The 24,036-nt window shown below is 60.6% G+C and carries 24 protein-coding genes and 1 pseudogene; 10 read left to right on the forward strand and 15 right to left on the reverse strand.

The window, feature by feature from the left end; all coding sequences use genetic code 11:
• Positions 1 to 43: 43 nt before the first annotated feature.
• From BS630_RS09960 to BS630_RS09980, 5 genes are all read right to left on the reverse strand, one after another.
• Positions 44 to 253 carry a hypothetical protein gene (locus BS630_RS09960; protein ID WP_077977291.1) on the reverse strand — a complete coding sequence of 70 codons (210 nt, stop codon included), beginning with the start codon at positions 251 to 253 and terminating at the stop codon, positions 44 to 46.
• The gene (locus BS630_RS09965) at positions 250 to 1,008 is read right to left on the reverse strand and encodes a hypothetical protein (protein ID WP_077977292.1); all 759 of its coding nucleotides are present in this window, start codon (positions 1,006 to 1,008) and stop codon (positions 250 to 252) included. Before BS630_RS09965 ends, BS630_RS09960 begins: the two co-directional genes overlap by 4 nt.
• Complete coding sequence (locus BS630_RS09970; protein ID WP_077977293.1) at positions 1,008 to 2,105, reverse strand: Rieske 2Fe-2S domain-containing protein; 1,098 nt, start codon at positions 2,103 to 2,105, stop codon at positions 1,008 to 1,010. Before BS630_RS09970 ends, BS630_RS09965 begins: the two co-directional genes overlap by 1 nt.
• 162 nt (positions 2,106 to 2,267) lie before the next feature.
• Positions 2,268 to 2,483 (reverse strand): hypothetical protein, encoded by a 216-nt coding sequence (locus tag BS630_RS09975; RefSeq protein ID WP_077977294.1) that lies wholly within the window; start codon positions 2,481 to 2,483, stop codon positions 2,268 to 2,270.
• A 7-nt stretch (positions 2,484 to 2,490) separates the two neighbouring features.
• Entirely contained in the window at positions 2,491 to 3,210 is a 720-nt protein-coding gene (locus BS630_RS09980; protein ID WP_167383829.1) for an SDR family NAD(P)-dependent oxidoreductase, read from the reverse strand.
• A gap of 250 nt (positions 3,211 to 3,460) precedes the next feature.
• On the opposite strand from BS630_RS09980, the gene BS630_RS09985 reads away from it, so the two are divergent.
• From BS630_RS09985 to BS630_RS10005, 5 genes are all read left to right on the forward strand, one after another.
• Positions 3,461 to 4,789: a tetratricopeptide repeat protein gene (locus BS630_RS09985; protein WP_077977295.1), complete on the forward strand. Its 1,329-nt coding sequence runs from the start codon at positions 3,461 to 3,463 to the stop codon at positions 4,787 to 4,789.
• Positions 4,790 to 4,814: 25 nt separating this feature from the next.
• A complete protein-coding gene (locus BS630_RS09990; RefSeq protein WP_077977296.1) occupies positions 4,815 to 5,297 on the forward strand; it encodes a hypothetical protein in 483 nt (160 codons plus the stop codon).
• A gap of 116 nt (positions 5,298 to 5,413) precedes the next feature.
• On the forward strand, positions 5,414 to 7,045 hold the full coding sequence (locus tag BS630_RS09995) for a thiamine pyrophosphate-binding protein (RefSeq protein ID WP_077977297.1): 1,632 nt from the start codon (positions 5,414 to 5,416) through the stop codon (positions 7,043 to 7,045).
• Positions 7,017 to 8,174 (forward strand): OpgC family protein, encoded by a 1,158-nt coding sequence (locus tag BS630_RS10000; protein ID WP_077977298.1) that lies wholly within the window; start codon positions 7,017 to 7,019, stop codon positions 8,172 to 8,174. The genes BS630_RS09995 and BS630_RS10000 overlap by 29 nt, the downstream gene beginning before the upstream one ends.
• A gap of 9 nt (positions 8,175 to 8,183) precedes the next feature.
• Entirely contained in the window at positions 8,184 to 9,395 is a 1,212-nt protein-coding gene (locus BS630_RS10005) for a CaiB/BaiF CoA transferase family protein (RefSeq protein WP_077977299.1), read from the forward strand.
• On the opposite strand, the gene BS630_RS10010 is transcribed toward BS630_RS10005, so the two are convergent.
• The 6 genes from BS630_RS10010 to BS630_RS10035 all read right to left on the reverse strand — a co-directional run bounded on the left by BS630_RS10010 (position 9,392) and on the right by BS630_RS10035 (position 12,883).
• A complete protein-coding gene (locus tag BS630_RS10010) occupies positions 9,392 to 9,616 on the reverse strand; it encodes a hypothetical protein (protein WP_077977300.1) in 225 nt (74 codons plus the stop codon). The two genes, BS630_RS10005 and BS630_RS10010, sit on opposite strands and share 4 nt — an antisense overlap.
• Before the next feature lie 58 nt (positions 9,617 to 9,674).
• Positions 9,675 to 10,133: a YHS domain-containing (seleno)protein gene (locus BS630_RS10015; protein WP_077977301.1), complete on the reverse strand. Its 459-nt coding sequence runs from the start codon at positions 10,131 to 10,133 to the stop codon at positions 9,675 to 9,677.
• Positions 10,134 to 10,317: 184 nt separating this feature from the next.
• Positions 10,318 to 10,806 carry a class I SAM-dependent methyltransferase gene (locus BS630_RS10020; RefSeq protein WP_183594487.1) on the reverse strand — a complete coding sequence of 163 codons (489 nt, stop codon included), beginning with the start codon at positions 10,804 to 10,806 and terminating at the stop codon, positions 10,318 to 10,320.
• Between the two features lie 72 nt (positions 10,807 to 10,878).
• Entirely contained in the window at positions 10,879 to 11,334 is a 456-nt protein-coding gene (locus tag BS630_RS10025; RefSeq protein WP_077977302.1) for a DoxX family protein, read from the reverse strand.
• Between the two features lie 65 nt (positions 11,335 to 11,399).
• Positions 11,400 to 11,942 carry a hypothetical protein gene (locus BS630_RS10030; RefSeq protein ID WP_077977303.1) on the reverse strand — a complete coding sequence of 181 codons (543 nt, stop codon included), beginning with the start codon at positions 11,940 to 11,942 and terminating at the stop codon, positions 11,400 to 11,402.
• A 131-nt stretch (positions 11,943 to 12,073) separates the two neighbouring features.
• Entirely contained in the window at positions 12,074 to 12,883 is an 810-nt protein-coding gene (locus BS630_RS10035; RefSeq protein WP_077977304.1) for a CE1 family esterase, read from the reverse strand.
• 873 nt (positions 12,884 to 13,756) lie between these two features.
• Here BS630_RS10035 and BS630_RS10045 point away from each other — a divergent pair.
• Positions 13,757 to 14,034: pseudogene (locus tag BS630_RS10045) on the forward strand (helix-turn-helix transcriptional regulator).
• Positions 14,035 to 14,095: 61 nt separating this feature from the next.
• Here the strand turns inward: BS630_RS10045 and guaA are convergent.
• Complete coding sequence (gene guaA / locus BS630_RS10050; RefSeq protein WP_020052549.1) at positions 14,096 to 15,658, reverse strand: glutamine-hydrolyzing GMP synthase; 1,563 nt, start codon at positions 15,656 to 15,658, stop codon at positions 14,096 to 14,098.
• A 284-nt stretch (positions 15,659 to 15,942) separates the two neighbouring features.
• Here guaA and BS630_RS10055 point away from each other — a divergent pair, with 284 nt between their 5' ends.
• From BS630_RS10055 to BS630_RS10065, 3 genes are all read left to right on the forward strand, one after another.
• The gene (locus BS630_RS10055; protein WP_026265552.1) at positions 15,943 to 17,025 is read left to right on the forward strand and encodes a substrate-binding domain-containing protein; all 1,083 of its coding nucleotides are present in this window, start codon (positions 15,943 to 15,945) and stop codon (positions 17,023 to 17,025) included.
• A 116-nt stretch (positions 17,026 to 17,141) separates the two neighbouring features.
• The gene (locus tag BS630_RS10060) at positions 17,142 to 19,397 is read left to right on the forward strand and encodes an ABC transporter permease (protein ID WP_077977305.1); all 2,256 of its coding nucleotides are present in this window, start codon (positions 17,142 to 17,144) and stop codon (positions 19,395 to 19,397) included.
• On the forward strand, positions 19,390 to 20,172 hold the full coding sequence (locus BS630_RS10065; RefSeq protein WP_077977306.1) for an ATP-binding cassette domain-containing protein: 783 nt from the start codon (positions 19,390 to 19,392) through the stop codon (positions 20,170 to 20,172). Before BS630_RS10060 ends, BS630_RS10065 begins: the two co-directional genes overlap by 8 nt.
• Positions 20,173 to 20,506: 334 nt before the next feature.
• On the opposite strand, the gene BS630_RS10070 is transcribed toward BS630_RS10065, so the two are convergent.
• Both BS630_RS10070 and BS630_RS10075 read right to left on the reverse strand, forming a co-directional pair.
• Positions 20,507 to 21,145 carry a 5'-methylthioadenosine/S-adenosylhomocysteine nucleosidase gene (locus tag BS630_RS10070; protein ID WP_003544703.1) on the reverse strand — a complete coding sequence of 213 codons (639 nt, stop codon included), beginning with the start codon at positions 21,143 to 21,145 and terminating at the stop codon, positions 20,507 to 20,509.
• The gene (locus BS630_RS10075; protein ID WP_003544704.1) at positions 21,142 to 21,591 is read right to left on the reverse strand and encodes a PaaI family thioesterase; all 450 of its coding nucleotides are present in this window, start codon (positions 21,589 to 21,591) and stop codon (positions 21,142 to 21,144) included. Before BS630_RS10075 ends, BS630_RS10070 begins: the two co-directional genes overlap by 4 nt.
• Before the next feature lie 270 nt (positions 21,592 to 21,861).
• Between BS630_RS10075 and BS630_RS10080 the strand changes: the two genes are divergently transcribed.
• Positions 21,862 to 22,938, forward strand: a complete 1,077-nt coding sequence (locus tag BS630_RS10080) for a DUF2252 family protein (RefSeq protein ID WP_077977307.1) — start codon at positions 21,862 to 21,864, stop codon at positions 22,936 to 22,938.
• Between the two features lie 17 nt (positions 22,939 to 22,955).
• On the opposite strand, the gene BS630_RS10085 is transcribed toward BS630_RS10080, so the two are convergent.
• A complete protein-coding gene (locus BS630_RS10085) occupies positions 22,956 to 24,035 on the reverse strand; it encodes a DUF1513 domain-containing protein (protein WP_077977308.1) in 1,080 nt (359 codons plus the stop codon).
• Position 24,036 lies beyond the last annotated feature (1 nt).

Below are 24,036 nucleotides of genomic sequence, written 5' to 3' on the forward strand. Positions count from 1 at the left end.
GGTCTAAAACTCAACCCTGTGTGGTTCAACCTTTGTCTGCTTTCTACTTCATCAATCTCAGCGTCAGGCTGTTAAGGACGGAGAGCAGTACGATAACGGCAGCCCCGAAGATCACGTAGCGCAGTTCTTCGAACGGGGTGCCGCTCAGATAGTCCAGGCCATACTGCCATGCGAGGACGATCATGATGGTAGCAATCAGCGCCAGCAATAGACCGAACAGATGGCGCCAGAAGCCTCTCCCATTCTGGGTCATGCTCCCGCCACCTCGCGGAAACTGTCGATCTTGAAAATCAGCAGATCGTCGCGGCGTTCGATATTACCTTCAAGCACCACCGGTAAACCGGTCTTGTCGAGCAAGGCCGCCGGCATCGGTCCTCCGTCCTTGGAAGCGAGAAGAAAGAAGATGTGGCCGTCCACGGGTGCAGTGGAAACGAAGACGGGTGGAACACCTCCAGAAATACACAGATTGGCGCAGGCCTTGTGCGCGAGGCCCGTCCCCGGCTTCATGGCGCCAGCACTGCATTTTCCATCACAGATCTCGCCCGTCAAACGCCACCGACCGAGATTGTCCGGCACGGACGTGACCGGCAGGGCCGGCATTTGCGGATCGGCTGCTTTCAGGTCGTCTTCGCCGCCGATCAGCAGCATGACCAGGTCTCCACGCTTAACGAAGATGCCACCGGCCTGTGTGGTTTTGCCCGCAAGTGTCAGCGCCCTGTCGTCCACCCCGAACTTGCCCGAGCCCGCCAGCATGACAGCGCGCGCGGGCTTTTTGCCGTCGGAGGGAACACGAAGAATCGGATAGGGCTTTACCTCCATGGTGCCGATCAAATGCTCGTCGGCATAGCTGCCCGCGCCTGGACTTTCGGTATTCAGGGACAGCAACGCCGAAGTCGTCGCCATAGCGGCAATGAAGAACACGATGAACCCGATCATCAGCACCCTGACATCGGCTGGGACTTTCTTGAAGTAACCGACAAAAAATCCGCGTTCGACGGGCCTCAGCATCAAACTGTTCCTCCATTCTTCGGCGCAGCAGCCGCGGGAAGCAACTCCGCGGGGATGGCCAACGGCTCCAGCTTTGTACCAAGAGGCAAAGGTTCCGGATCAACCAGAATGCTCGATCCCTCCAGGCGAAGGCGATATTTGCGGATCCGCTCCCGGAACGGCGGTGGCGAACAACCGTCCTCGGGGCGATACTGATAGCCATGCCAGGGGCAGGTGATAAAGCCGATGACGACCTTGCCTTCGCCGATGGGGCCGTTCTGGTGCGAGCAGATATTGGATACGGCTGAAAGACCACCCTTTGAACGGAAGACGGCGATGCGCTCGCCGCCCGGTGCCACCCCGATGATCGCCCTGCCTTCGGCAATCTCGCTGACATCGCCGACGATCACCCAGGGCGCCTCGGTGGCCTTTCGCGCCGCGGCCGCGTCAGCCGATGTCTCCCGCCGACCTGTGACAAGGTGCAGGACGCACAGTGTCGCCAATCCGCCGAGCGACAAAAATGCCAAAGCAAGATCCCGGCGATCGATCAGAGCGCCGAGCGCCACATGCAGGATGACCGCAGCGTAGGCGAAGTAGACGCTCATGTGGATCGCCTTCCACACCGGCGGCGTCAGGAAGGAAAGCCAGAAATCGTGGCTCGTTACCGCAAGGACCGCCAGAATGACGAGCGCGAAGACGCCGAAGAGTTCGAAAGGAAAGCCGGCGATGCTCGTGAAGCTGGTATTGCTGGTGAAGAGCGCCGTGAGCTGTGGTGTTGGACTAAAGGAGAAATACCATCCGAGCACATAGTAGGCGTGCGTGGCTGCGATGATCGCGGTCATCACGCCAAAATGGCGGCGATTGTAGAGGAGCGGAACGAAACGGGCATCGATCCGCGCTAGTGGCCCGATTGCGAGGACGATGGTCAGCATCAGCAGGGCCAGAGACCCGAAGGCGCGCATCCGCTGGATCGGCAGGTCGGTATCCCGCAGCGCAGAGGACATGACTGGGCCTAGCCGCAGGAAAATGAGGATGTAGATGAAGATCCCGGCCAGCATGACCGCGTCATAGATGATCTTGGTCTTGTTCCAGATGACCGGCTTGTAGGATACGCTCACGGGTTGCCATCTCCCTGGGCTGCAATGGCTTCAAGGCGCACAGCCGGTGCATCGACCGGCAGCTTCGGAACGCTCGCGAAGATGACGACAAGCATGATCGGGAGAACGACAGCAATGCCTGTCCATATCACTGCGTGAGCGCGACGATGGCGACGCTGCATACTACGGTTCTCCCCTGGAAAGCCTGATCCACCGCCAGACGACCAGCGGCCAGAGGAGAACGAGCCCGGGGATAAGGAGCGGGCGGACCGCATAAGCGTCACGTGCTCCCGGATCGACCTTGTCGAATCCGAACAGCAGAAAGGCGACGGCGACGGCAAGACCGATGCCGGCCCAAAGCATCAATCCTGCGGAGACGGGATCGGACACAGAAACCATCGGACCCTCAGATGCGGCCGGTTGCCGGTATGGCCGCGCCGGTGACGATGCCTGCTGCAGGCGAAACGAGGAAACCTATGAGCTTGGCGATATCCGTTGGCTGAACCCAGTTGTCCATCTTCGCATTCGGCATCGCCGAGCGGTTTTGCGGCGTGTCGATCGTGCCCGGCAAAATACAGTTGGCCGTAATGCGCTTATCGCGGTTTTCCGCGGCGATCGCTTCGGTAAGCCGGATCACCGCCCCTTTCGATGCTGCATAGGCGGCTTGATTGGCGCCGGCCTTTAGTCCCGGCGCTGCCGCGACAGGGACGATGCGGCCGTAGCCTGCCTGCTGCATCGGTTTCAGGACTGCCGCACTAATTGCATAAGCGGTTCTGGCGTTCATGTGAAACAACTGATCCCACTGGTGTACGCCCGTCTCGTCGACCGGTCCTGTCTGGAAGCCGCCGACGGTATTGGCGAGCGCGTCGAGCCGGCCAAATCGCGCCAGCGTTTCTTCGACCGCCTCCTGGCATGACGTCAAATCGGCGAGATCCATGCCACCGATCAGCAGGGTTTCGCTACTCTCGGGCAGGCAATCTGCCAATTTTTCCAAGGCTTCCGAATTGTGCTCGACACAGACGAGCCGCGTACCGTTCGCCGCAAGCTCTCTGACGACGGCGCTTCCAAGGTTTCCTGCTGCGCCCGTAACCATGACAACGGTGCTTGTTCCGGTTGCTTCACTCATGATGGTCCCGCCCTTTCGAGTTGAGGCCGCCTGCAAAGGCTCTCTCGTAATTCGCGGCAGCGCATCGTTTTGTTACTTATGTTTTAAAAAAAACTCCCGCCGCTATGCGCAGCCCAGAAATATTGACGCGGCTGCGAAAAATTCAGGACCGGCTGTAACGAACTACCTGACGCGACCGTAAAGGTCTCTGTCGGACGAAGGGTAATGGGATCTTCAGGGTTCTATTTCGTCCTCCTGATGGAGCAAACGAATGAAGCGCGATGCTTATGGTCTCATGACCAGCACTGACAGCAACGAGGCACAACGGGCATTCGAGAATGCCGTTTTTGGTCTGGCGGCGCATCGGCCAAGTACTGGCGTGGCCATCCAGTCGACATTGGCAGCCGACCCCCATCACGTTGCCGGCCATGCGCTGAAGGGCTTTGCAAATCTGATATTGGCGCGGTCGGAGCTTGACGAACCTGCCGCCAAGGCATTCGTCGATGCGAAGGCAGCGCTGGCGGTGAGAGGCGGAGGAACCGGTGACGAGCGCACCCTTGTGAAAGCATTGGAGGCCGCCGTCGAAGGCTCGTTTTCGCGTGCGGCGGATATTCTCGATGACGGTTTCGAGGATCGGTCGGTGACGTTCTTGCCCTTTAAGATTTCGCAGGCGCTACGTTTCATGCTTGGAGATGCCCGCGGCATGCTGCGGGCAAGCACGCGTGCAGTCGCTCGCCTTGACACCGGCACAACGGCGAGAGGCTTTGTTCTTGGTTGCCACGCGTTTTCGCTTGAAGAGCATGGTCGGTATGCCGAGGCGCTTGCCGCGGGGCAGCTTGCGGTTGCTCTGCAGCCCGATGATTCCTGGGGCCTTCACGCCGTCTCGCATGTCTTCGAGATGCGTGGCAATACGGCAGAAGGTATTGACTGGCTCGAGGCCAGCCGCAAGGCCTGGTCGCGCTGCAACAATTTCTCCTTTCATATGGCCTGGCATCTCGGTCTGCTGCACTTGGAACGCGGCGATCATGATCGGGTGCTGCAGATCTACGACGACGACGTTCGCCCACAGCAAACCGACGATTTCCGAGACATGGCGAATGCCGTCTCGCTTCTGTGGCGGATGGAGCAATCGGGAGTTCACGTCGGTGATCGCTGGACAGATCTGGCAGAGATAGCCCATCGTCGAAAGGCGGACACGACCTTGATTTTTGCAGCTCTGCACAATCTTGCCGCCATGGTTGCCGTTGGTGACCGCGATGGAGCAGTGGAGCTTGTATCGCATATAGAAGCCAAAGCGCTTCGTATGGATGACCAAGGCCGCGTCGCCGCCGAGATCGGTGTACCGATGGCGCACATTCTCACAGGTCTCCATGCTCCGGCGGACCGCCACATGCTCGAACGCATGGTGGCGAACCTGCCGAAGATCGGCGGCAGCAACGCACAGCGCGACTTCTTCGTGCTCGCGCTGGCCAGGGCGATGGCGAGCGATGGCAATAATGTCGGTGTCTCGCGTATCGGCCAGATTCGCCAAAAGCTGAAGGCCGACGACCGATTGTTCAAATCGATCGAACATTCGGTTGGCGTGAGTTTGCCTGCCTGATCTCACCTCAAAGAAGGAAAACACGATGTCTATGATGGAAATCCAAAAGACAAGCATCTTCCCTGAAATGCAACCGAGCCTCGGCCGGACGATTATTCTTTCCGGACTTGCCGCGAGTATTACCTGGGAAATCTGGGCGCGGCTGATCACGCCCCTGTGGGTTGGCGGACCGCTGGAGCCGGCCGCTCTCGTTCAATCGGTGTTCGGGTTCAACAATTTGTTGCTGGCCGAAGCCATCCACGCGATCGTGGGTATCGTTTTCTATCCGATCGGCTACCTGTTCATCGCCCGGCCGTTGCAGCGGCTGATCGTCCCCAAGCTGCCGTTGCTATTGACAGGTATCGGCTTCGGCATCGGTCTTTGGATCTTCGCCCTTTACGTCATGGCACACCTGTTTGGCGGCCAACCGGCGTTTCTCGGTTTTGTTACTCTCACCTGGGCATCGCTGATCGGGCACATGCTGTTTGGTATGGTTGTCGCGTTTGTCGTCCGCCGCATGGAACGTTAGACCTGTTGTGGGACTAGGCCTGCCCGGTTCCGCGGGCAGGTTTTCTACCCGTGCAAGGTTTCAGTTACCAGTGAGCGCTGAGCACAGCCCATTTCATCGGATTCGAGAGATTGATAGTGACCGCTGAGAGCTTCGTAACGCCGAGAGTTGCCGACATCGTCGCCAGGACGCTTCATGCCCATGGCGTCCGTCATGCCTTTGGCATGCCGGGCGGAGAAGTGGTCACGCTGATAGACGGCCTGGAGGCCTCAGGCATCGTCTTTCACCTAGCACGCCATGAAACCGCGGCGGCGATCATGGCGGCAGGCGCGAGCGCGATGACGCAAAACCCGGAACTTCTCGTGACGACCGTGGGCCCGGGCCTTGCCAATGCGGTCAACGGCATCGCCGACGCTGCCCAGGAGCGCGTCCCTCTGATCGTCATATCCGGCATTGTCGACCGTCCGACCCGTGCGCGTTACACCCATCAGGTGATCGACCATGCCCAGTTGCTCCGCCCGTTGGTCAAAGCTTCTTTCGAAATCGAGCCCGAGAGCGCTGCTTCCGCGGTCGCTCGTGCCCTTGCGCTTGCCATGACGGAGCCGATGGGTCCCGTCCATCTCGACCTGTCTCCGGCGACTGCTGCCGCGGTGTCGCCAGCCTTGAATGTCATTTCGCCTCCGAAGCTTCTGAAGCCCTCGGTGACAATGACGGATCCGGCCGTTCACACACTGTCTGAAAGGATCGGCCGGGCGCAACGACCGCTTTTTATCGCTGGTCTTGACGCCGTGCGAGATCACGCTGGTCCGGCACTCCAGCACCTGATCCAAAAAATTGGCGCACCGGTTATCACGACCTATAAGGCCAAGGGCATCATTCCCGAGAACCACCCGCTGTCGCTTGGTGCGGCCGGATTGTCACCGCTGGCGGATCAAATTCTTCTGAACCTGGTCCGGGATTCGGATCTGGTCCTGTTGATTGGCTACGACCCAATTGAAATGCGGCTCGGCTGGCTGGATTTCGTCGGAGATCCAGCCAAGCTTGTGGAGATTTCCGATACTGCCCCGGACCACGGCATGCATCATGCCGGAACCAGAATCCACGCTGCACCTCGATCCTATCTACTGGCGCTGGCCGATATTCACGCGGGGGACAAGACCTGGACGGACGGCGAACCCGCCGCCGTGAAAAACGAACTTGCCCGTTTATTCGCAAGCAATGGCAGTTGGGGACCGCACGCAATTATCGAGGCGCTCAATGCCGTCACCGGTCAGGAAGCAATCGTCACAGTCGACAGCGGAGCGCATCGCATTCTCCTGTCGCAAAAATGGGTTGCGCCACGGGCCATGTCATTGCTGCAATCGGCGGGCTTTTGCACCATGAACGCCGCCTTGCCGCTTGCGATCGGTGCCAAGGTCGCCGATCCATCACGTCCGGTTTTCGCCGTGATGGGCGACGGCGGTCTTGAGATGGGAATCGGCGAACTAGCTACGCTACGCGATCTTAATCTGCCGATCACCATCGTGCTTTTTCAGGATCGCAGCCTGGCATTAATTGCTCTGAAGCAGGCATCCGCCGGTCTGAAATCGGCCGGCGTCACGCTCGGCGAAACTGACTTTGCCGCTGTCGCGCGAGGTTTCGGCGGTTATGGTTTCAATGTGGAGAATTGTGATGACTTCCGTAACGAGCTTGAGGCAGCCCGCGAGCGCGAAGGCTTCACCCTCATCGCCTGCAAATTCGATGCAAGCGCCTACGACGGTGCCTTCTGAGGCCAACCAGGCGGCAGGTTCAGCCCCTCAGAAGGTCAAGCGCGCCCGTGATCCGCGGCTCGACTTTTTCCGTGGTGTCGGCATGCTGATCATTCTTTTGGCCCATATCCCAAACAACGGATGGGCGCTGTGGATTCCGGCGCGCTTTGGTTTTTCCGACGCCACGGAAATGTTCGTCTTCCAATCGGGAATGGCCTCGGCCATCGCCTTCGGCTCGACCTTCGACCGCAGCGGCGCACTTGCCCTCATCGCCCGCGTTGCACAGCGGATCTGGCAAATCTTCTGGGCCCACATTGTTGTCTTCATTGTCGTCGCCGCCATCATGGTTGTTGCCGGAACCCGTTATGACGGCGTCACCTATGTCGACAGCCTGAACCTCGTGCCTTTCATGGAGGACCCCGGCAACCTCCTCGTCGGTTTGCTGACGCTGACTTACGTGCCGAATTATTTCGATATCCTGCCGATGTACATCGTCATCCTGGCGCTGATGCCGGTGATGATCTTCGCGTCGAAAATCCAGCGATTCCTGCCGTTTGCGCTCATGACAGCGTTGTGGCTGGCGACGCAGTTCGGCTTTACGGGGCTGCCCGCCGAGCCCTGGTCGGATCGTCCGTGGTTCTTTAACCCCTTCGGATGGCAGTTGCTGTTTTTCACGGGTTTCTTCCTGATGCGCGGCAGCCTTCCAGCGCCCGGCTTCGATCGCAGGTTGATGGCGCTCGCGATTGCCGTCGTGATCCTGACTGTGCCGTTTGCCTGGGTACGGTTCCACGATGCGCATCCAGCCTTCCAAATGGCCGCTACCACGCTTTTCCCCCTCACCGACAAGACCGACTTCGGCCTGTTGCGCTTCGTTCATTTCATGGCGCTCTGCTACATCGCCGTACATCTCGTCGGCAAGAAGGGTTTCCGGCTGCGCGGCCCTGCCGTGCGCGTTCTGACGGTGGTAGGCCAGCAATCGCTCGCCGTCTTCATCACCGGTATCGTGATTGCTCAGCCGATCGGTATTGCGCTTGATCATGCCGGTCGCACCACTTCTGCAGAGGCAGTTGGAAACCTGATTGGCTTCGGCGTGCTCGTAGGAACCGCCTATCTCGTACGCTGGTTCAAGAGTTCCCCCTGGAAATCGTGAGAATCACTAATGTCTGACCATCAAAAACCCGCCAGCCTGGACGGTCTGCGCATCCTCGATCTGTCGCGGATTCTCGCCGGACCGACCTGCACGCAGCTGCTCGCCGATCTCGGGGCCGATGTCATCAAGGTCGAGCGGCCTGATACTGGCGACGACACGCGCAGCTGGGGACCGCCCTTCGTGCCAGGTGCCGATGGCGGCGACAGTGATCTCAGCGCCTATTTCCTGTCCGCCAACCGCAACAAGCGATCGATAGCCATCGATCTCGCCAGCGATGAAGGTGTTGCGCTTGTCGAGCGGCTGGTGGCTATCTCGGACGTGGTGATCGAAAACTACAAGCCGGGCGATCTCGACCGGCGCGGACTGGGCTATGAGGATATTCGCAAGATCAAACCGAATATCGTCTGGTGTGCGATTTCCGGCTTTGGTCAAACCGGACCCTATGCCGAGCGAACCGGCTATGATTTTCTCGTCCAGGCGATGGGCGGCATCATGAGCATCACGGGCGAAAGCGACACGGCCGGTGGCCGGCCCCTCAAGGTCGGCCTCGGTATCGCCGATGTCATGTGCGGCATGTATGCGACCGTCGGCATCCTCGCCGCTCTCCGCCATCGCGACCGCACGGGCGAAGGCCAGTATATCGATCTGGCGCTTTATGACGCGCAAGTTGCCTGGCTTATCAATGCCGCGACGAACCATCTGGTTTCGGGAAAGGTGCCAAATCGGATCGGCAACCGGCATCCCAACATCGCCCCCTACCAGACCTTCGCAACGGCTGCCGGTGAAATCGCCATCGCAGTCGGAAACGATCAGCAGTTCGCCCGCTTCTGTACGGCGATCGGCTGTCCCGATCTGGCGGGCGACGAGCGGTTTCGCCGCAACCGTGATCGCGTTGTCAATGTCGATGCATTGGACCGGCTTGTGAGCGAGGCTCTGCAAGCCGACACCGCCGAAAGCTGGGAGCAGCGCCTTGTCCATGCCGAAATCCCTGCAGGCCGGGTCGCCACGATCGACCAGGTCGTGACCAATCCGCATACCTTGGCGCGTGAAATGATCATGCCCATGGAAACAGTGGACGGACAAACCGTCCGCCTGCTCGGCAACCCGCTCAAAATGTCCGCAACCCCCGTTCGTTTCGATCGGGCGCCGCCGCATGTCGATCAGGATAAGGACGCCATCCTTCGCGAGCTCGCGATGCTCGAACTTACTCGCCGGACTTAAAACTGTCGCTTGATCACGTCGTGCAAGTGGTTTTTGCCAAGGACGCCGGTATGAGTTGTCTTGCCGATGACAAGGGCGACGTAACCGGCAAAGTTGAGGGCCAGAGTTTGATTGTCATCTTGTTTCTGACGCACTGCATTCGCAACCGCGCCGAGCCGGGCGGCAATCAGACATTTTCCGGCGGCCTCTTTGCTCGGCTCGGCAGGCGTCGCCGTCGTCAACTTGAAAAGGGACCTATCCGCAAACGAGCGGATAGGTAATTCATGTCGGCATCGGGATTTACGGATCAGGTTGTACCCTGACCTTATCCCAGTTTGCTTCGGCCTTTTTGATATACCCGCTGACGTCCTGCCTCCACGTCTTGAGGACGCTGTCATTGTAGTTGAGGTAGAGCTTGTTATCGACCACGGTAAAGGCTTGCGGTTCGGTCGACGCCTTGTGGCCCTGCGCCGTTCCAAAGGCGCAATAGCCGCCATACTGCGGAGCAAAGTGCCCGGGGTTGGCGGCGAAAACATCGCGATGTGCGGCGGATGCAAAGTGAAACTTCGCCCCTCGGTAGGTTGCCGTGTATTTGTCCGACCCTTTCACAGGCTTGTGGTCGGTGAAATAGGCGACCGGATCATAGCCGTTTATGGCCACACCATTCGTCGTAAAAATCTCGGCGGCAAAGCCGACAGAGGCGAAGGAAAGGGTAAGAGCCGCTGCAAGTGGCAGAATGGGGCGTAATGAGATCGTCATGGTGTTATCCTTCCGTTGAACGAACGCGACCTGCCTTCTTCGTCACGGGCTGCGTAGACGTTACATCCAGGCTGTTCACACTTTTGTGTGGAGAGGGATAAACCGATTGCAGAACGAAGCGCAGGCCTTACGCGCCAGGGTTTGAAACAGTCTGCGCAACCTTTGCGACAATTCGAATGAGTGATCACTGTCTCGTTCCCACGGCCAGAACCGCAGTCGAGCACAGCACAACCCGGTTGTCCGCTGCAATCCGGTCGACCACCGTTAAGATCGCGCCATCCACCCGGCGACGTTCATTGTCATCGAGCGTGGCATAAGCACCCATGTAGCCGTGCAATTCCCGAACGTCGTCAAGATAGGACTGGCCAGCAGGCCCTTCCCAGACGACCTCGATCTCTTCGATCTCGAGCGCAGAGAGGTCCGGGTCCGCAAGCGTTGTGAACCCTTCGGGCGGCGCTGGCGGCGCCATATTCGGATAAACGGCACGAAGCGCTTCCGCCATAACAAGGAAGGGGCCACCGCCAGGCAGCTTGCGCCACGTCGCGACGCATGCTTTGCCGCCCGTCCGGGTCACGCGAACTTGTTCCGCAAGCCCTCGCCGCCAGTCAGGAAAGATGCTGGCGCCAATCAGCGAGAAAGTCGCGTCAAAACCTTCATCCTCCAAGGCGAGCATCTGCCCGTCCAAGCCGTGACATGACATGAGCCTGGGAACGTGAAGGGGAGAGTGTTGACGACCTTCGTGTCCTCAGTCGCGGTCGACAGGGATCTTGCTGGCCAGCGCCGCGTTCTGGTCGCGATGCGCCCAGGCTACCATCACGCTCAGCGCGAAGAGCACGATCGCGGGGACGGGCGAGCCCGGCAGCACGAAGAGATGGGTCAAGGTGGCGCCGACCATGATCGCGGCGAGCAGAAGCGCACCGAGCGAGGCCACAGCCGGGACGAGTAGCGCGGCCGCGCCGATCAACTCGAGTGTTCCGGTGAAATACCGAAACCACTGCCCGAGCCCGATCTGCTCGAAGTTCTGAACCAACATCGGCAGGCCGTAGAGGTTGGCGCTGCCGGCGGCGATGAAGGTCGCAGCAAGGAGAAGCTTGACGCTCCACAGTCCGATTTGACGCCAGCGCGGTGCGGGCTGCTCTGCCCGGGGGATCCAGGTTGATTCCGCCTCATTCTTTATCGTCGGCCTGTCTGAATTCTGCATGGTAAACTCCCTCGTATGGAACAATCAATTCTACGACTGCGTACGCATCTGGCTGAACATCAGGCTCATTGCGAACACATTGAGAGCGCCGCCTTCTCTTCCAGTTCCCGGATTTTGCGATCTTTCTCGGAAGCTTCCCTGATCATCTGCTCCATGCGGGCGTCAGGTGCGCGCGAGATCTCCCAGAAGGCCACGGTGAAAATCACAGGTACGGTGGCGGCATCTTTATCGTCGGCAGCTAGCAAGTGATCTGACCGCTGCGATGCGACGCGTCCCCAAAGCTTGAGAGTGCATTCGGCGCCTGCATCGCAGCGGATGAAGGCTTCCACCGCCGCTTCGCGTCGAACAACGGTTCGGCGAAACGCCGTGCTTTCGACGTGCGCGCGAAACGTGGATCCATCGATGACATGGGGAAGCATCGCAACACTCGATACGGTCTCGAACACAATCCCGGGGCGTATCCGGGAATAATCGATCGCCAACTCCCGCTGCGCCTGAACCAGATGAGCAATGCTCGGAGTAATCGTCTGCCCCCAGACGGCCGCGCCCTCTCCGAAGTGATGAACGATATCATGGCCGATATTTGGACATGTAATTGACTGCAGCATGAGGGTGTTCCTTTGTAATCCTCGAACGATCCGTCAGCATCGCGTCGGACCAGGTTTGCGACCTTGCTGCCTGCTAATTCGTGGGAATGCAGGCGGTTGTTACAAAGGATCTTCTTTTTTTGCAGCCCGGCTCACTTGGGAAAACCCATCGCTGTCAGGCCAGCGTCGAGCATATCGGACCGGGCCTCGTGGCCACCGTTGTGGATGCACATGATACTGTCGCCCCGAATGCAGTCCGGTACATCGTCGCACTCGATGCTATCCAGCGTGACTTTCTTCGCAGCCTTCATGTCGCATTTGGCGCGCTCACGCAGAATGGCCAAGCTCTTGAGAGCATCGCCCTGATGGAATTCGGTGCCAATCGCCCGACCGGCGAGCGGAAATGTCTGATCCGCGGTCCCATGAAAATGTGCCATTGGAGGAAGATCGGCAACGCAGTCCTCCGGTTTTGGAAGAGGATTCCAGAACACGCCGGAGAAAGTCACCATCGCCGCGGTTTTCTCCCCCTGCTGGCAGGCGGTGTACCAAGCCATCGATGCGCCGATGGAAAAACCACTGATCACCGTCCGGTCCGGGGTAAAACCGTAACGTTGCCGCAGGTCATCAAAGACATTCGTGATGAACGCCTTTTCATCGCGACCCTGGTTGGGACCGTGGGCAAAAGACCAACTCCCGTCGATGCCATCGACGGCTACATAGGCCAGATGATGCGCGAGCGTCATCTTGACCAGGGAGCGTTGCTGCATCTGCAACCTGGCGGAACTTTTGAAACCATGGAAATAGACAAAGACGCCGCGAATGTCGCCATCTTGCGGCAACTCGATCCGATAGTTTCCGTCCTTGAGCGTGCAAGCAGTCTGCACTCCGCAGAGCATTGCGGAAGAAACAGTAAGAGGCATGACGGCGATGAGGAGGAGAGGAGCGAGTGGGCATGTGCGCATGAAGGGTATCACCGGTGTTTATAATGAGAAGTCTGCCAGAGTCCTGGTGGGTGGTGAGCAGTTTGCGCAAGGCATATTGCAATAGCGTGCGAGCGCAGCAGACGGGGTCACGTCTGGGAATTTTTTTTGGACGTTGCCGGAAGGGAAATACGCTCCTTTTTGCATAGGGGAGTAAGGACGCTTCGACCTGTCCTGTGGGCGAGCGCAGCGAGATTGGTGCCCATAAGTTATTCCTTCAAGTTGCGGTGAATCTGCGCACGGCCCAAAAAGGTTCCGGCCCCCCGGTGATCGGGAAGGAGGTAGGAAGACCGAGTCACAGCAGATATTTCGCACTCGGGTCTCTGATTGTTACATCGGACCGTAAAAATAATGAGGACGTTCGGGCGGAATTTTGGTCGATGGGCTGAACGGCGACGCCGCGGCCATGCGGTATCGTCGCGTTCGCTCGTTCCTATCGACGCATGCGCTGCTCTGACAACCATATCGAAAATCTGGTGCAACCTGCGCTTCTGCCTTGGCGACGTCCTCCAATCCCTGATGCACGGCATCCTCATGCAGGGAGGGGCCGGCGCAAACCAACGTGAGCTTGAGGCGTTGGTTGAAAGCAGCTTGGCTATGTGGACCGCATCCGCTCAATTACCGGTCAGTAAAGATTAGGCAAAGCTAATTTTCAAAGATCTTTACCGATCGGTATGGCGATCTTCTCTCGGGCGTGCCGTGGTTGGATGTCCTAGACGACGCCTGCCCCTTGAGACCGCCCGTCCGATTTGCACGCTATGATGCGATATTCCCGCACGCAGCGCTGTGGGGCCTTCCATCTTCCTCGACCTATTGCTTTCTATCTCGGGCCCCCCGAGCAGCAGGAGGCAAAGCATGGCCAAGGCAAATGCCGACGATGCACTACGCCGGACTATACGGCGCCATCAGTTGCGCGAGATGATCCCACTCGCTGACAGCACCATCTACGAAATGGAGCAGCGTGGTGAATTTCCGCGCCGTTTTGCACTATCGCCTAGATGCATCGTCTGGGACTTAGCTGAAGTTGAGGCCTGGCTGCTGGCGCGCCGCGCCGACGCGCTCAGCAGCCGGACGTTTCAAAGCGTAAAACGCGGCCAGTCAAAGGGCGGGATCAAGCTCCATCAAAGGCATAGCCGGCGGCAAGAGCCCGGGTGTGTGTGTACGTCCCGCCACCCACGCGTCAATGATGTCCGATTATTCCCACTCGATCGTACCGGGCGGCTTCGACGTAACATCGTAGACCACGCGGTTGATGCCGCGCACCTCGTTGATGATGCGGGTCGCGGCGCGGCCGAGGAATTCCATGTCGTAGTGGTAGAAGTCCGCCGTCATGCCGTCGACGGAGGTGACAGCGCGCAGCGCGCAGACGAATTCGTAGGTGCGGCCATCACCCATGACGCCGACGGTCTGGACGGGCAGCAGCACGGCGAAGGCCTGCCAGATGGCGTCGTAAAGGCCGGCCTTGCGGATTTCGTCGAGATAGATCGCATCGGCCTCGCGCAGGATCTCCAGCTTTTCGCGGGTGATGCCGCCGGGGCAGCGGATCGCAAGGCCGGGGCCGGGGAAGGGGTGGCGGCCGATGAAGCTGTCGGGTAGGCCGAGTTCGCGGCCGAGCGCGCGCACTTCGTCCTTGAAGAGCTCGCGCAAGGGTTCCACGAGCTGCATCTTCATGCGCTCCGGCAGACCGCCGACATTGTGGTGCGATTTGATCGTCACCGACGGGCCGCCGGTGAAGGAAACGCTCTCGATCACGTCGGGATAGAGCGTGCCCTGGCCGAGGAAGTCGGCGCCGCCGAGCTTTTTTGCCTCTTCCTCGAAGGTCTCGATGAACAGCCGGCCGATGATCTTGCGCTTGGTTTCCGGGTCGCTGACGCCCTCGAGTTCGCCGATGAAACGATCGGCGGCATCGACGTGCAGCAGATGCAGATTGTAGTGCTCGCGGAACATGGCGACGACGCCGGCCGCCTCGTCCTTGCGCATCAACCCGTGGTCGACGAGGATGCAGGTCAGCTGGTCGCCGACGGCTTCGTGGATCAGGAGGGCTGCGACGGAGCTGTCGACGCCGCCCGAAAGCGCGCAGATGACGCGTTTGTCGCCCACCTGCGCACGGATCTGCTCGACCGCCTTCTGGCGATAGGCCGACATCGACCAGTCGCCCTTGATGCCGGCAATGTTGTGAATGAAATTGCCGATCAGCTTGGCGCCGTCAGGCGTATGCACGACTTCCGGGTGGAACTGCACGCCGTAATATTTGCGCTTCTCGTCAGCGATGAAGGCATAGGGCGCGTTGGAGGAGGTGGCGACCACCTCGAAACCATCCGGCAGCGCGGTGACGCGGTCGCCATGGCTCATCCAGACCTGATGGCGCGAGCCGGAGGACCAGAGGCCCTCGAACAGCTGGCAGTCCCTGTCGACATCGAGGAAGGCGCGGCCGAATTCGCGATGATGGCCGCTCTCGACCTTGCCGCCGAGCTGCATGCACATCGTCTGCTGGCCGTAGCAGATGCCGAACACCGGCAGGCCGCTGTCGAAGATGATCTGAGGCGCTCGCGGCGATCCCTCGTCCACCGTGGAAGCCGGGCTGCCGGACAGGATCACGGCCTTCGGCTGCAGGCGGTGGAAGCCTTCTTCGGCCGATTGGAAGGGGACGATCTCGCAATAGACGCCGGCCTCGCGCACGCGTCGTGCGATGAGCTGGGTCACCTGGCTGCCGAAATCGACGATGAGAACGGAGTCGGGATGTGCTGTCTGGGTCATGGCGAGGCTTTAATGAAAAGCGCTTCGCCTGGCAATCCGGGAAATCGAAGGCATCGGGTTTTTATTGTTCCAATTGTCCCGACCCCACCAACCTGTCACCTGCCATTCAAAAACGGTTATCGGACGCTTCCAAAAGCAAAAAATTCACAAGTAGGATGGGTTTGCGGTTTACTTGAACCAGAATTGCGCGGAATATTAGCAAATGGGAGGATAAGCCTTCGGCCCACTCTCGATACATTGCGCCGGAACGGCTTTCCTCCCTTGGTTTCAAGGGAGGACCAATCATGAGGCGGGTATTGTTCTACGCGGCATCGGCCGCGATACTGTCGCTCGGTGTCTCGCATGCATTTGCGCAGTCGGGCGGCGTCGAGAAAGCGGTTGGCGGCTATAACTTCGAGGAAGCGGCAAAAGAGGCCCCCGGCACGAAGGATTTCCATTCGGCTGACGGTCATTTGACCTTCGCGATCGTGACGCACACGGCAGGCAATGGCTTCTTTGACCCTGTCTATGTCGGCGCGACCGTCGCCGGCAATATGATCGGTGCCAAGATATTGCTGCTCGGTTCGGAATCGCCGGTGGACGACCCCGCCCGCGAGATCGAGATCCTGAACCAGATCGTTCAGGACCCGACGATCGACGGCATCATCATGACGACGCCGCAGGTCGGTGCCTATAACGACATCGTCAAGGCTGCCGAGGCGGCCGGCATCCCGATCGCGACGACCAACTCGTTCGACGGCACCATACTGCACCGGAGCGCGATCAGCCATACCGGCCAGGACGCGTCGGCCGCGGCAATCGGCGGCGAGGCGCTCGCGACTTGCGTGCTGGCCAGCGGCGCGACCAGCGGCTCGATCGTGCTGCCGTCCTCCACCGCGATGGGCAACATCGAGGTGAACAACCGAGTCACCGCCGCCTTCAATGCCATCGTCAAGACGTTGAAGGACGCCGGCAAGCTCGATGCCTTCAAGGTTGACGCCGGTCCGGAGAACGTCGGCATCGACACGAACCCGAACGACCCTGTCAACGCACTTGTTTCGCTCTTCGAGTCCCGTGGAGACGTGGTCGGCGCCTTCACAGCCAACAACGTCTTTACGCCGCCGCTCGTCAAGGCGGTTGCCCAGATGGGGCGGACAGGCAAGTTGTGCGCTTATGGTTTCGATCTCGGCCCGGCGCAGCAGGAAGGCATCGCAGCGGGGAACCTGACCGGCTCGCTCGGCCAGCAGCCCTTCCTGCAGGGCTTCTGGCCCGTCATGCAGCTTTATCTGCAGATCGATCGCGGTATCGCGGCTGCCAATCTCGACACGCGTGCCCAGCTTGTGACGAAGGAAACGGTCGCCAACGTCGGCAAGCGCTTCGAGAACTGACTGCCGTTCGAAACGTCTGAAATCAAGGCGGGAGGGTGCGAGCCATCCCGCCACGCGAAGGCAAGCATCGGTCGGTAGAAACTCATTCGGTAGAAATTTATTTTCGGTAGAAACTGATGGAGCCCGCCACGACGACATCGCTCGGCCGTGCGCCGCCCCAGCTCGTCGGCGGCTGGGAGGCGGGGCTCCTCGTGTTCCTTGCGCTGCTCTATTTCGGCGGGGCAATCGTCAATCCGGCCTTTTTCGGATCGACGGAGGCCCTTCACGCGCTTCTGCGCGATACGTCCCGTGTGGGCATCATCGCGGTCGGGATGACTTTCGTCATCGTCAACAGGGATCTCGATCTTTCGGTCGGTTCGACCTACGGCCTGATCGCGGTGGTCTTCGCCAGACTTTTTGCCCCGAGCTTTCTCGATTTCGGCGTGATCCAGTCGGCGATCCTCTGCGTGCTGCTGGGCACGGCGATCGGCCTGATCAACGGCGTGCTCGTCACCGTCCTGAAAGTGCCGGCCTTCATCGCGACGCTGACGATCCTCTTCATCGGCCGCGGTTTCGTGCTGGCGCTGACGCATGGCCAGGCAATCTATTACTCCGACAAGGCGAAAGACCATCCGCTGTTCTTCCACCTGGGCGAGACGAATATCCTCGGCTTCAACAACCAGATCGCGATCTTCTTCCTCATCGCCATGGTTGGGGCCTATGTGCTTGCCAAGACCCGCTGGGGCTATGAGACTTTCGCCACCGGCGGAAACGAGCAGGCGGCGGCCTATGCCGGCATTCGCACGCGCTGGGTGCGCATTCGCGCCTATCTGCTCTCCTCGCTTTGCGCGACCCTTGCAGCTCTCCTGTCGGCCGCGCAGGACAAGGGCGTCACCCCCCTCTATGGTGTCAGCTGGGAACTCACCGTCATCGCATCGGTCGTCATCGGCGGAGCATCGATCCTTGGCGGGCGCGGGCGCGTGATCGGGTCTTGCCTGGGGGCTGCGGTCGTCGTGCTGATCGATAAGGTGCTGCGCGAGGGATGGCCGATCACGCGCATCGTGGTGATCGACGGTGAAAACGTCTCGGTCGGTGCCAAGTTCACGTTGCCGGCAGGCGCCGTTCTGGTTTTCCTGGGTCTGCTTCTCGTCATCGCCGTGCTGATCGAGCCCTTCCTCATTCGGCGCCAGGTTGCGGCCCGGCTATGGGCATGGCTGCGCGGCCGGTCACCCCCGCCGGCCTATGAGATCGGCGGCGTGGCGATGGAAGGTGTGCAGACCAAGGGGGCGATGGCGGCCGACATGGCGCTGTCTGCCACCGGGCTCGGCAAGTTTCTCGCCCGCCGCGACGCGCTGGCCATCATCCTGACCGTCGTGTTGTGGCTGACGGGCCTCGTGCTCAGGCCGGACTACTGGTGGAACCTGCCCAACACCTTTGCCATCCTGCTCAATTACACGGAATTGGCCCTCATCACCGTCGGGCTCACCTATGTCATCGCAGCCGGCGATATCGATCTCTCCGTCGGCGCGGTGCTTGCCCTTGCCGGCAGCACGGCGGCCTATTTCCTGAAGGTGCTCGGCGCCGATCCGCTCACCGCCGTGACGATGGGCCTGTTTGCGGGGATGACCGCCGGGGCCGTCAACGCCATGGTCGTCGTCGGCTTCAAACTGCCTGCCTTCATCGCCACGCTCGGCATGTTCTACATTGCCCGCGGGCTCGCCGCCTGGTTCGTCGCGGGACAGCAGCTGACCGGCTGGCCCGAGGGCTATAACCTGTTCGGACGCAAGGTGAATGACGTTCTCCTGCATTTCGGCCTTGCATTGCCGCCGGGGATCATTCGCTCGGTGGCCGAGGTCGTCAGCGTCCAGACGATCTGGATGTTTTTCGTTGCCGTGATCGCCGGTATCGTGCTTGCCTATACGCCGTTCGGGCTGAAGGTCTGCGCGGCCGGCGGCAACGTGCGCGCCGCCGCTTATGCCGGCATCAACACCAACCGCGTGCGCATCATCGCGCTCATGCTGTCGGCGCTCTGCGCCACCATGGCCGGGATCATCAACGTCGCCTATTTTCGCAGCTTCAACCCGGTTGCCGGCCAGTTTCGCGAGCTCGATGCGATCGCTTCTGTCATCATCGGCGGCGGATCGATCTTCGGCGGTTACGGCACGATGGTCGGCTCGCTTGCGGGCGCCGCCGTCATCACGCTCGTGCGGGCGCTGCTTCAACTCAACGTTCAGGGGTTCAGCATGCCGCAGCACTGGATCAACGTCTTTATCGGCGTCATCCTCATCGTCGCGGTGCTGATCGATATATGGGTGCGCCAGGCCAATATTTTCGGGCGCCTGCGCACCCGGCTGAGAAGAGGTGCGCCAACAGGGGACAGCAGTCATGGCTGACGCGACACCATCCGCGCCGATCGTGGAAATGCGGGGCATCGAAAAAGCCTTCGGGGCCGTGCAGGCGCTTCGCAAGGTCGATCTGACGCTTTATCCCGGCGAGATTCTCGGCCTGGTCGGCGACAACTCGGCCGGCAAATCGACGCTCATGAAGATCCTGACCGGTGCTTATCAGCGCGATGCGGGTGATATCCTCGTTGCCGGGCAACCGGTGCGGTTCAAGAGCCCGCACGAGAGCCGCGACGTCGGCATCGAGATGATCTACCAGGATTTCGCGCTCTGCGGCAACATGGATGTCGGCCAGAATATCTTCCTTGGCCGCTGGCCGCTCAAAGGCCCTTTCGTTAACAGGCGGAAGATGTATGCGGAAGCCGACAGCGTGCTGAAACGGCTCAAGGTCGACGTGAACTCCGTCTATCAGAAGGTCGAAAGCTTGTCGGGCGGCCGCCAGCAATCCGTCGCGATCGCCCGCGCAATCTCGTTCGAGCCGCGCGTCGTGATCCTCGACGAGCCGACCGCCAACCTTTCCGTGATGGCGACGGAACGGCTGCTCGAAACCATGCTGGAACTGAAGAAGCAGGGCGTCGCCCAGATCATCATCTCACACCGCCTTATCGATATTTTTGCCGTGGGCGATCGCGTCATGATCCTCAAGCGCGGCGAATATGTCGGCGATCGCTACATCAGGAATACCGACGAACATGAAGTGCTGGAGATTATCGTTTCCGGCACGCGAGAGAATGCGCTGACAGCCGATGAGGCAAGATCCATTTGAATAGCCACTGTGAATCAGAAGCGAAGGTTGACACCGGTCTGGTGAAACGCATCATATTGATTGTCAATCGTAATTCGACGCGCAGGTGGGGTCACGACCGGCGCCGATGGAGCATCATGTCAGCCCGGAAACGCTCGCGGCCCTGAAGAGGTTCACAGTGCAAAGACGTTCCTGAGCAAGCGCCGGTCAGAAACGGCTTGTTTCGGAGAGGCGTGGCTGGCGAACGCCCAGGGTAACATCGCACCGATCTCAAGCCTTCCTACTGGACTGCAGCGCCACGATGACGCGTTCAGCCATCGATGGCCACCTGCCGGGACACGATCCATTCAGGGGCTCAGAACCAGAAAACCCCGTCCTCCAGCGCCGTGAACAGGCTGTCGACGCCATAGGAGAGCTTGCGGTCGACGATGTGCAGATATTCGGTCCAGCCCGAAATATGCTGCAGCTCGACGGCGCCGTCGGAAATGCCGCGCAGGCCGATCAGCGGCAGCTTGTAGCCCTGGCAGGCGCGCAGCACCGCATAGGTCTCCATGTCGACCATGTCGGCGTCGATGCCGGTATAAGCGGCGCCCGAGATGATGTTGCCGCCGGTGGAAAGGCTTGCTTCGGCAATGCCGGGAATGCGCAGCGGCAGCTCGAGCGTTGCCGGCAGGTCGAGAAAGGGTGTCTTGCCCTTTTCGAAGCCGAGCGGCGAGGCGTCCATGTCGCGGTAGGAAACCGAGGTCACCTGATAGATTTCGGTCTGCTCCAGTTTCGCGGAGCCGGCCGAGCCGAGGGAGACGACGAGATCGGGCAGGTCGTCGACGGCATCCAGCCGCGCCAATGTCTTGCTCAGCGCGATGGCTGCTTCGACCGGGCCGACACCGGTCATCAGCGGTTCGATGCGCGAACGCAGGAAGGGACCGTATTCGGCCTCCGCCGCCATGACGAAAAGAATGGATTTCCCCGCGACCGATTTCAGTTCGAACTTCATCCCGTAATGCCCTCTCTACCGCGGATCACCATCATCGTTCCGGTCATGGAGGCGATGAGTTTCGCCGGCCCGTCGCTGATCGCGTAGCCTCGTCCGTCGGCGACGATGATGGTGGAGCCGGGTTTGGTGATTTCCCCGCGAAACAGGAAACGATCGCCGCGCCCGGGCGACATGAGGTTGACCTTGAACTCGATCGTCAGGATCGAGGCTTCCGGGTCGATGACGCTGTAGGCGGCAAAGCCGCAGGCCGAATCGAGCGCTGCGGAAATGATGCCCGCATGCAGGATGCCGTGCTGCTGTGTCAGTTTGACGTCGAAGGGAAGCTCGATCTCGACGACGCCGTGCTCGACGCGCGTCAGCTCCGCGCCGATCGTCTCCATCGCCGCCTGCCGCGCAAAATTGCGGCGGATTCGCGCGCGGAAATCGCCCCTGTCAGTCTCGCTCATGTCTGCCCCTCTTGCAGCCGCGAAAGTGGCATGGCGCGCCGCATTCGACAAGCTGGACATTGCTGAAATCGGTCCGGGCGCCGATGGAAACCCGGGACCGTGTCGCCGCGGCAACCCTTCACCTTTCCGTCGCCGTGCAAGCCGGCACAGCTGGCCGGCACCGCTCGCCAGTACCGCTGGATTGTGGCGTTCCGATGCGAAGACGATTGCAGCTTCGCGCGGTGCGCGTATTCTCCGCACCGGGTCGCGAAATGATGGAGCGCCGGCGGCATGACGACGATATCGCAATCGGTGCGGAATTTCGAGACCTGGCTGGCCGGTGAACTCGGCGACGATCTCGTCAAGGACGATCTCCGGGAGAAGCACGAGAAGATGCGGAGCGACGATTTCGTCTTCCTGCGCGCCACCTATTGGCGCTGGTGCGAGATCATCCTCGATATCTGCCCGGAACTGACGGGCGCGCCTCAGGTACTGGCGATCGGTGACACGCATCTGGAGAATTTCGGCACCTGGCGCGATGTCGAGGGCCGGCTCGTCTGGGGCGTCAATGATTTCGACGACGCGGCGGTGATGCCCTATGCGCTGGATCTCGTTCGCCTTGCGGCAAGCGCCGTGCTGGCCCGCGGCGGCGACGGTCCGTCGGTTCGCATGATCGGCGAACTGATCTTGAGCGGCTATCGCCGGGGCCTTGAAAATCCGCTGCCCGTCATCCTCGAGCGCGACCACAAATGGCTGCGCAAGGCGCTGCTGCTGCCGAATTCCGAGCGCCGGGAATTCTGGGAGAAATACGAAATGCTGCAGCCCGGCAAGAAGCCGCCACCGGCAGCCTATGTCGAGGCGCTCGCAGACGCGCTGCCGTTGGGGGCAGGACCCTTCGCGGCGAAACCGCGCAGCGGCGGCACCGGCAGCCTCGGCCGGCCGCGTTTCGTCGCCTATGCCGAATGGCAGGGTGGGCCGGTGCTGCGCGAGGCAAAGGCGCTGGTGCCGTCCGCCTGGTCGCTTCGCCACAACCCGCGGGACGTGGCGATCCATGCAAGCGAGATCGCCAATGGGCGGGCGCGCTCTGCCGATCCGCATTACCGGGTCTCCGGCCGCACCCTCGTGCGCCGGCTCTCGCCGAACAGCTGCAAGATCGAAATCGACCGGCACCCCGAGATCCTGCTTTCGCCGACGATGCTGGAATTGATGGGATTCGAGATCGCCAATTGCCATTCCGACGATGCAGCGGCGGTTGCAGCGATCCTGAAGGATTTGGCGGCGCGGGGAAACGAATGGCTGCACGAGGTGGCAAGAGCCGCGGCATCAAGCGTCAGCGCCGAGCAGAAAGCCTATGCGCGTTCCGGTTAAGCCCTGCCTTCCCTGATCTAGATCCGCACGATGTGCTGATCCCAGGCGACGTCGCTGCGGGTCGACAGGAAATCGCCGTCATAGGAGGAGACGGCAAAGCCGCTTCTAGCCGGCGCGATGCCCGCCGCATCCGGTACGGAAGTCTCGGCCAGCATCTTGCCCGTCCTAGCGTCGATGGTCACCGAGGCGCCGCCCTTCGGCGAGGTTATGCCGACGAGACCTTCGCTGCGATTGACGGCGATCGCCCCGACGTAATTGGCGAGCCTGCGCGTCGTTTCCTCCGGCAGGTCGATGAAAGTAAGATCCTCCCCCTTAGCGAAATGGCCGACAAGCGGCGGCAAATCCTTGCGGTGGCCTTCATACTGGCAGGCGAACCAGATGCGGCCGGCGCCGTCGAGATCGACGTGGCGAGTGGAGAGTTCTGCCCATTCCGCCGGCAGCACATGTTTTTCGACCAGAGCACCGGTTGCCGCATCGATCAACGCCAGCGACGGCTGCATCTCTCCGAGATTGAGCTTGGTGCGCCCGAAATCCGGATGCGTCTCGATGCCGCCATTGGCGACGATCAGCAGGCGTCCGTCTTCGGAAACGGTCATGTCGTGCGGGCCGATGCCGTAGGTTTCGAATTCGCCGATGCGGGTGAAGCGGTCGGTGGCGTCGTAGAGGCCGATCATGCCGCGATTGCCGTCGAAGTCGTTCTCGCTGGCGTAGAGCAGACGGCCGTCGGGAGAGAAGGCGCCGTGGCCGTAGAAATGCCGGTCTTCCCTGGAGCTGATGACGATCGGCTCGCTTTTGTTCCAGGGATCGAAGATCATCGCATAAGTGCCCGGCCGGCGCGCGAAGGCGACAGTCTTGCCGGTACTGGCGCTGAAGGCCATGCCGTGGGCGCGGGCGGGAAGCGCCACCTGATCGACGATCTCGCCGCGCTCGGTCACGGTCGCAATGGCAAAGGAGCCGTCGGCTGCCCGAATGCCCGAGGCATAGACCACATCAGTCCCCTCCAGCGCCATCAGCGATCTTGGCGTCAAGGTGGCAAGGAAGCCGAGCCCCGCCGCCTTGACGAAGCTGCGTCGGTTGATCGCGGCACTTTGCATCATC

The sequence above is a fragment of the Rhizobium laguerreae genome (genome assembly GCF_002008165.1).
Lineage (GTDB): Bacteria > Pseudomonadota > Alphaproteobacteria > Rhizobiales > Rhizobiaceae > Rhizobium > Rhizobium laguerreae.

Excerpts from the sequence above, each read along its gene's own strand:
- BS630_RS10005 (WP_077977299.1), top strand. The coding sequence starts at position 8,184 with ATGTCTGACCATCAAAAACCCGCCAGCCTGGACGGTCTGCGCATCCTC.
- guaA (WP_020052549.1), bottom strand. The coding sequence starts at position 15,658 with ATGACCCAGACAGCACATCCCGACTCCGTTCTCATCGTCGATTTCGGC.
- BS630_RS09965 (WP_077977292.1), bottom strand. The coding sequence starts at position 1,008 with ATGCTGAGGCCCGTCGAACGCGGATTTTTTGTCGGTTACTTCAAGAAA.
- BS630_RS10020 (WP_183594487.1), bottom strand. The coding sequence starts at position 10,806 with ATGCTCGCCTTGGAGGATGAAGGTTTTGACGCGACTTTCTCGCTGATT.
- BS630_RS10060 (WP_077977305.1), top strand. The coding sequence starts at position 17,142 with ATGGAGCCCGCCACGACGACATCGCTCGGCCGTGCGCCGCCCCAGCTC.
- BS630_RS10025 (WP_077977302.1), bottom strand. The coding sequence starts at position 11,334 with ATGCAGAATTCAGACAGGCCGACGATAAAGAATGAGGCGGAATCAACC.
- BS630_RS09985 (WP_077977295.1), top strand. The coding sequence starts at position 3,461 with ATGAAGCGCGATGCTTATGGTCTCATGACCAGCACTGACAGCAACGAG.
- BS630_RS10030 (WP_077977303.1), bottom strand. The coding sequence starts at position 11,942 with ATGCTGCAGTCAATTACATGTCCAAATATCGGCCATGATATCGTTCAT.
- BS630_RS10070 (WP_003544703.1), bottom strand. The coding sequence starts at position 21,145 with ATGAAGTTCGAACTGAAATCGGTCGCGGGGAAATCCATTCTTTTCGTC.
- BS630_RS10075 (WP_003544704.1), bottom strand. The coding sequence starts at position 21,591 with ATGAGCGAGACTGACAGGGGCGATTTCCGCGCGCGAATCCGCCGCAAT.
- BS630_RS10015 (WP_077977301.1), bottom strand. The coding sequence starts at position 10,133 with ATGACGATCTCATTACGCCCCATTCTGCCACTTGCAGCGGCTCTTACC.
- BS630_RS09990 (WP_077977296.1), top strand. The coding sequence starts at position 4,815 with ATGTCTATGATGGAAATCCAAAAGACAAGCATCTTCCCTGAAATGCAA.
- BS630_RS10080 (WP_077977307.1), top strand. The coding sequence starts at position 21,862 with ATGACGACGATATCGCAATCGGTGCGGAATTTCGAGACCTGGCTGGCC.
- BS630_RS09975 (WP_077977294.1), bottom strand. The coding sequence starts at position 2,483 with ATGGTTTCTGTGTCCGATCCCGTCTCCGCAGGATTGATGCTTTGGGCC.
- BS630_RS10035 (WP_077977304.1), bottom strand. The coding sequence starts at position 12,883 with ATGCGCACATGCCCACTCGCTCCTCTCCTCCTCATCGCCGTCATGCCT.
- BS630_RS09980 (WP_167383829.1), bottom strand. The coding sequence starts at position 3,210 with ATGAGTGAAGCAACCGGAACAAGCACCGTTGTCATGGTTACGGGCGCA.
- BS630_RS10000 (WP_077977298.1), top strand. The coding sequence starts at position 7,017 with ATGCAAGCGCCTACGACGGTGCCTTCTGAGGCCAACCAGGCGGCAGGT.
- BS630_RS10065 (WP_077977306.1), top strand. The coding sequence starts at position 19,390 with ATGGCTGACGCGACACCATCCGCGCCGATCGTGGAAATGCGGGGCATC.
- BS630_RS10085 (WP_077977308.1), bottom strand. The coding sequence starts at position 24,035 with ATGATGCAAAGTGCCGCGATCAACCGACGCAGCTTCGTCAAGGCGGCG.
- BS630_RS10055 (WP_026265552.1), top strand. The coding sequence starts at position 15,943 with ATGAGGCGGGTATTGTTCTACGCGGCATCGGCCGCGATACTGTCGCTC.
- BS630_RS09960 (WP_077977291.1), bottom strand. The coding sequence starts at position 253 with ATGACCCAGAATGGGAGAGGCTTCTGGCGCCATCTGTTCGGTCTATTG.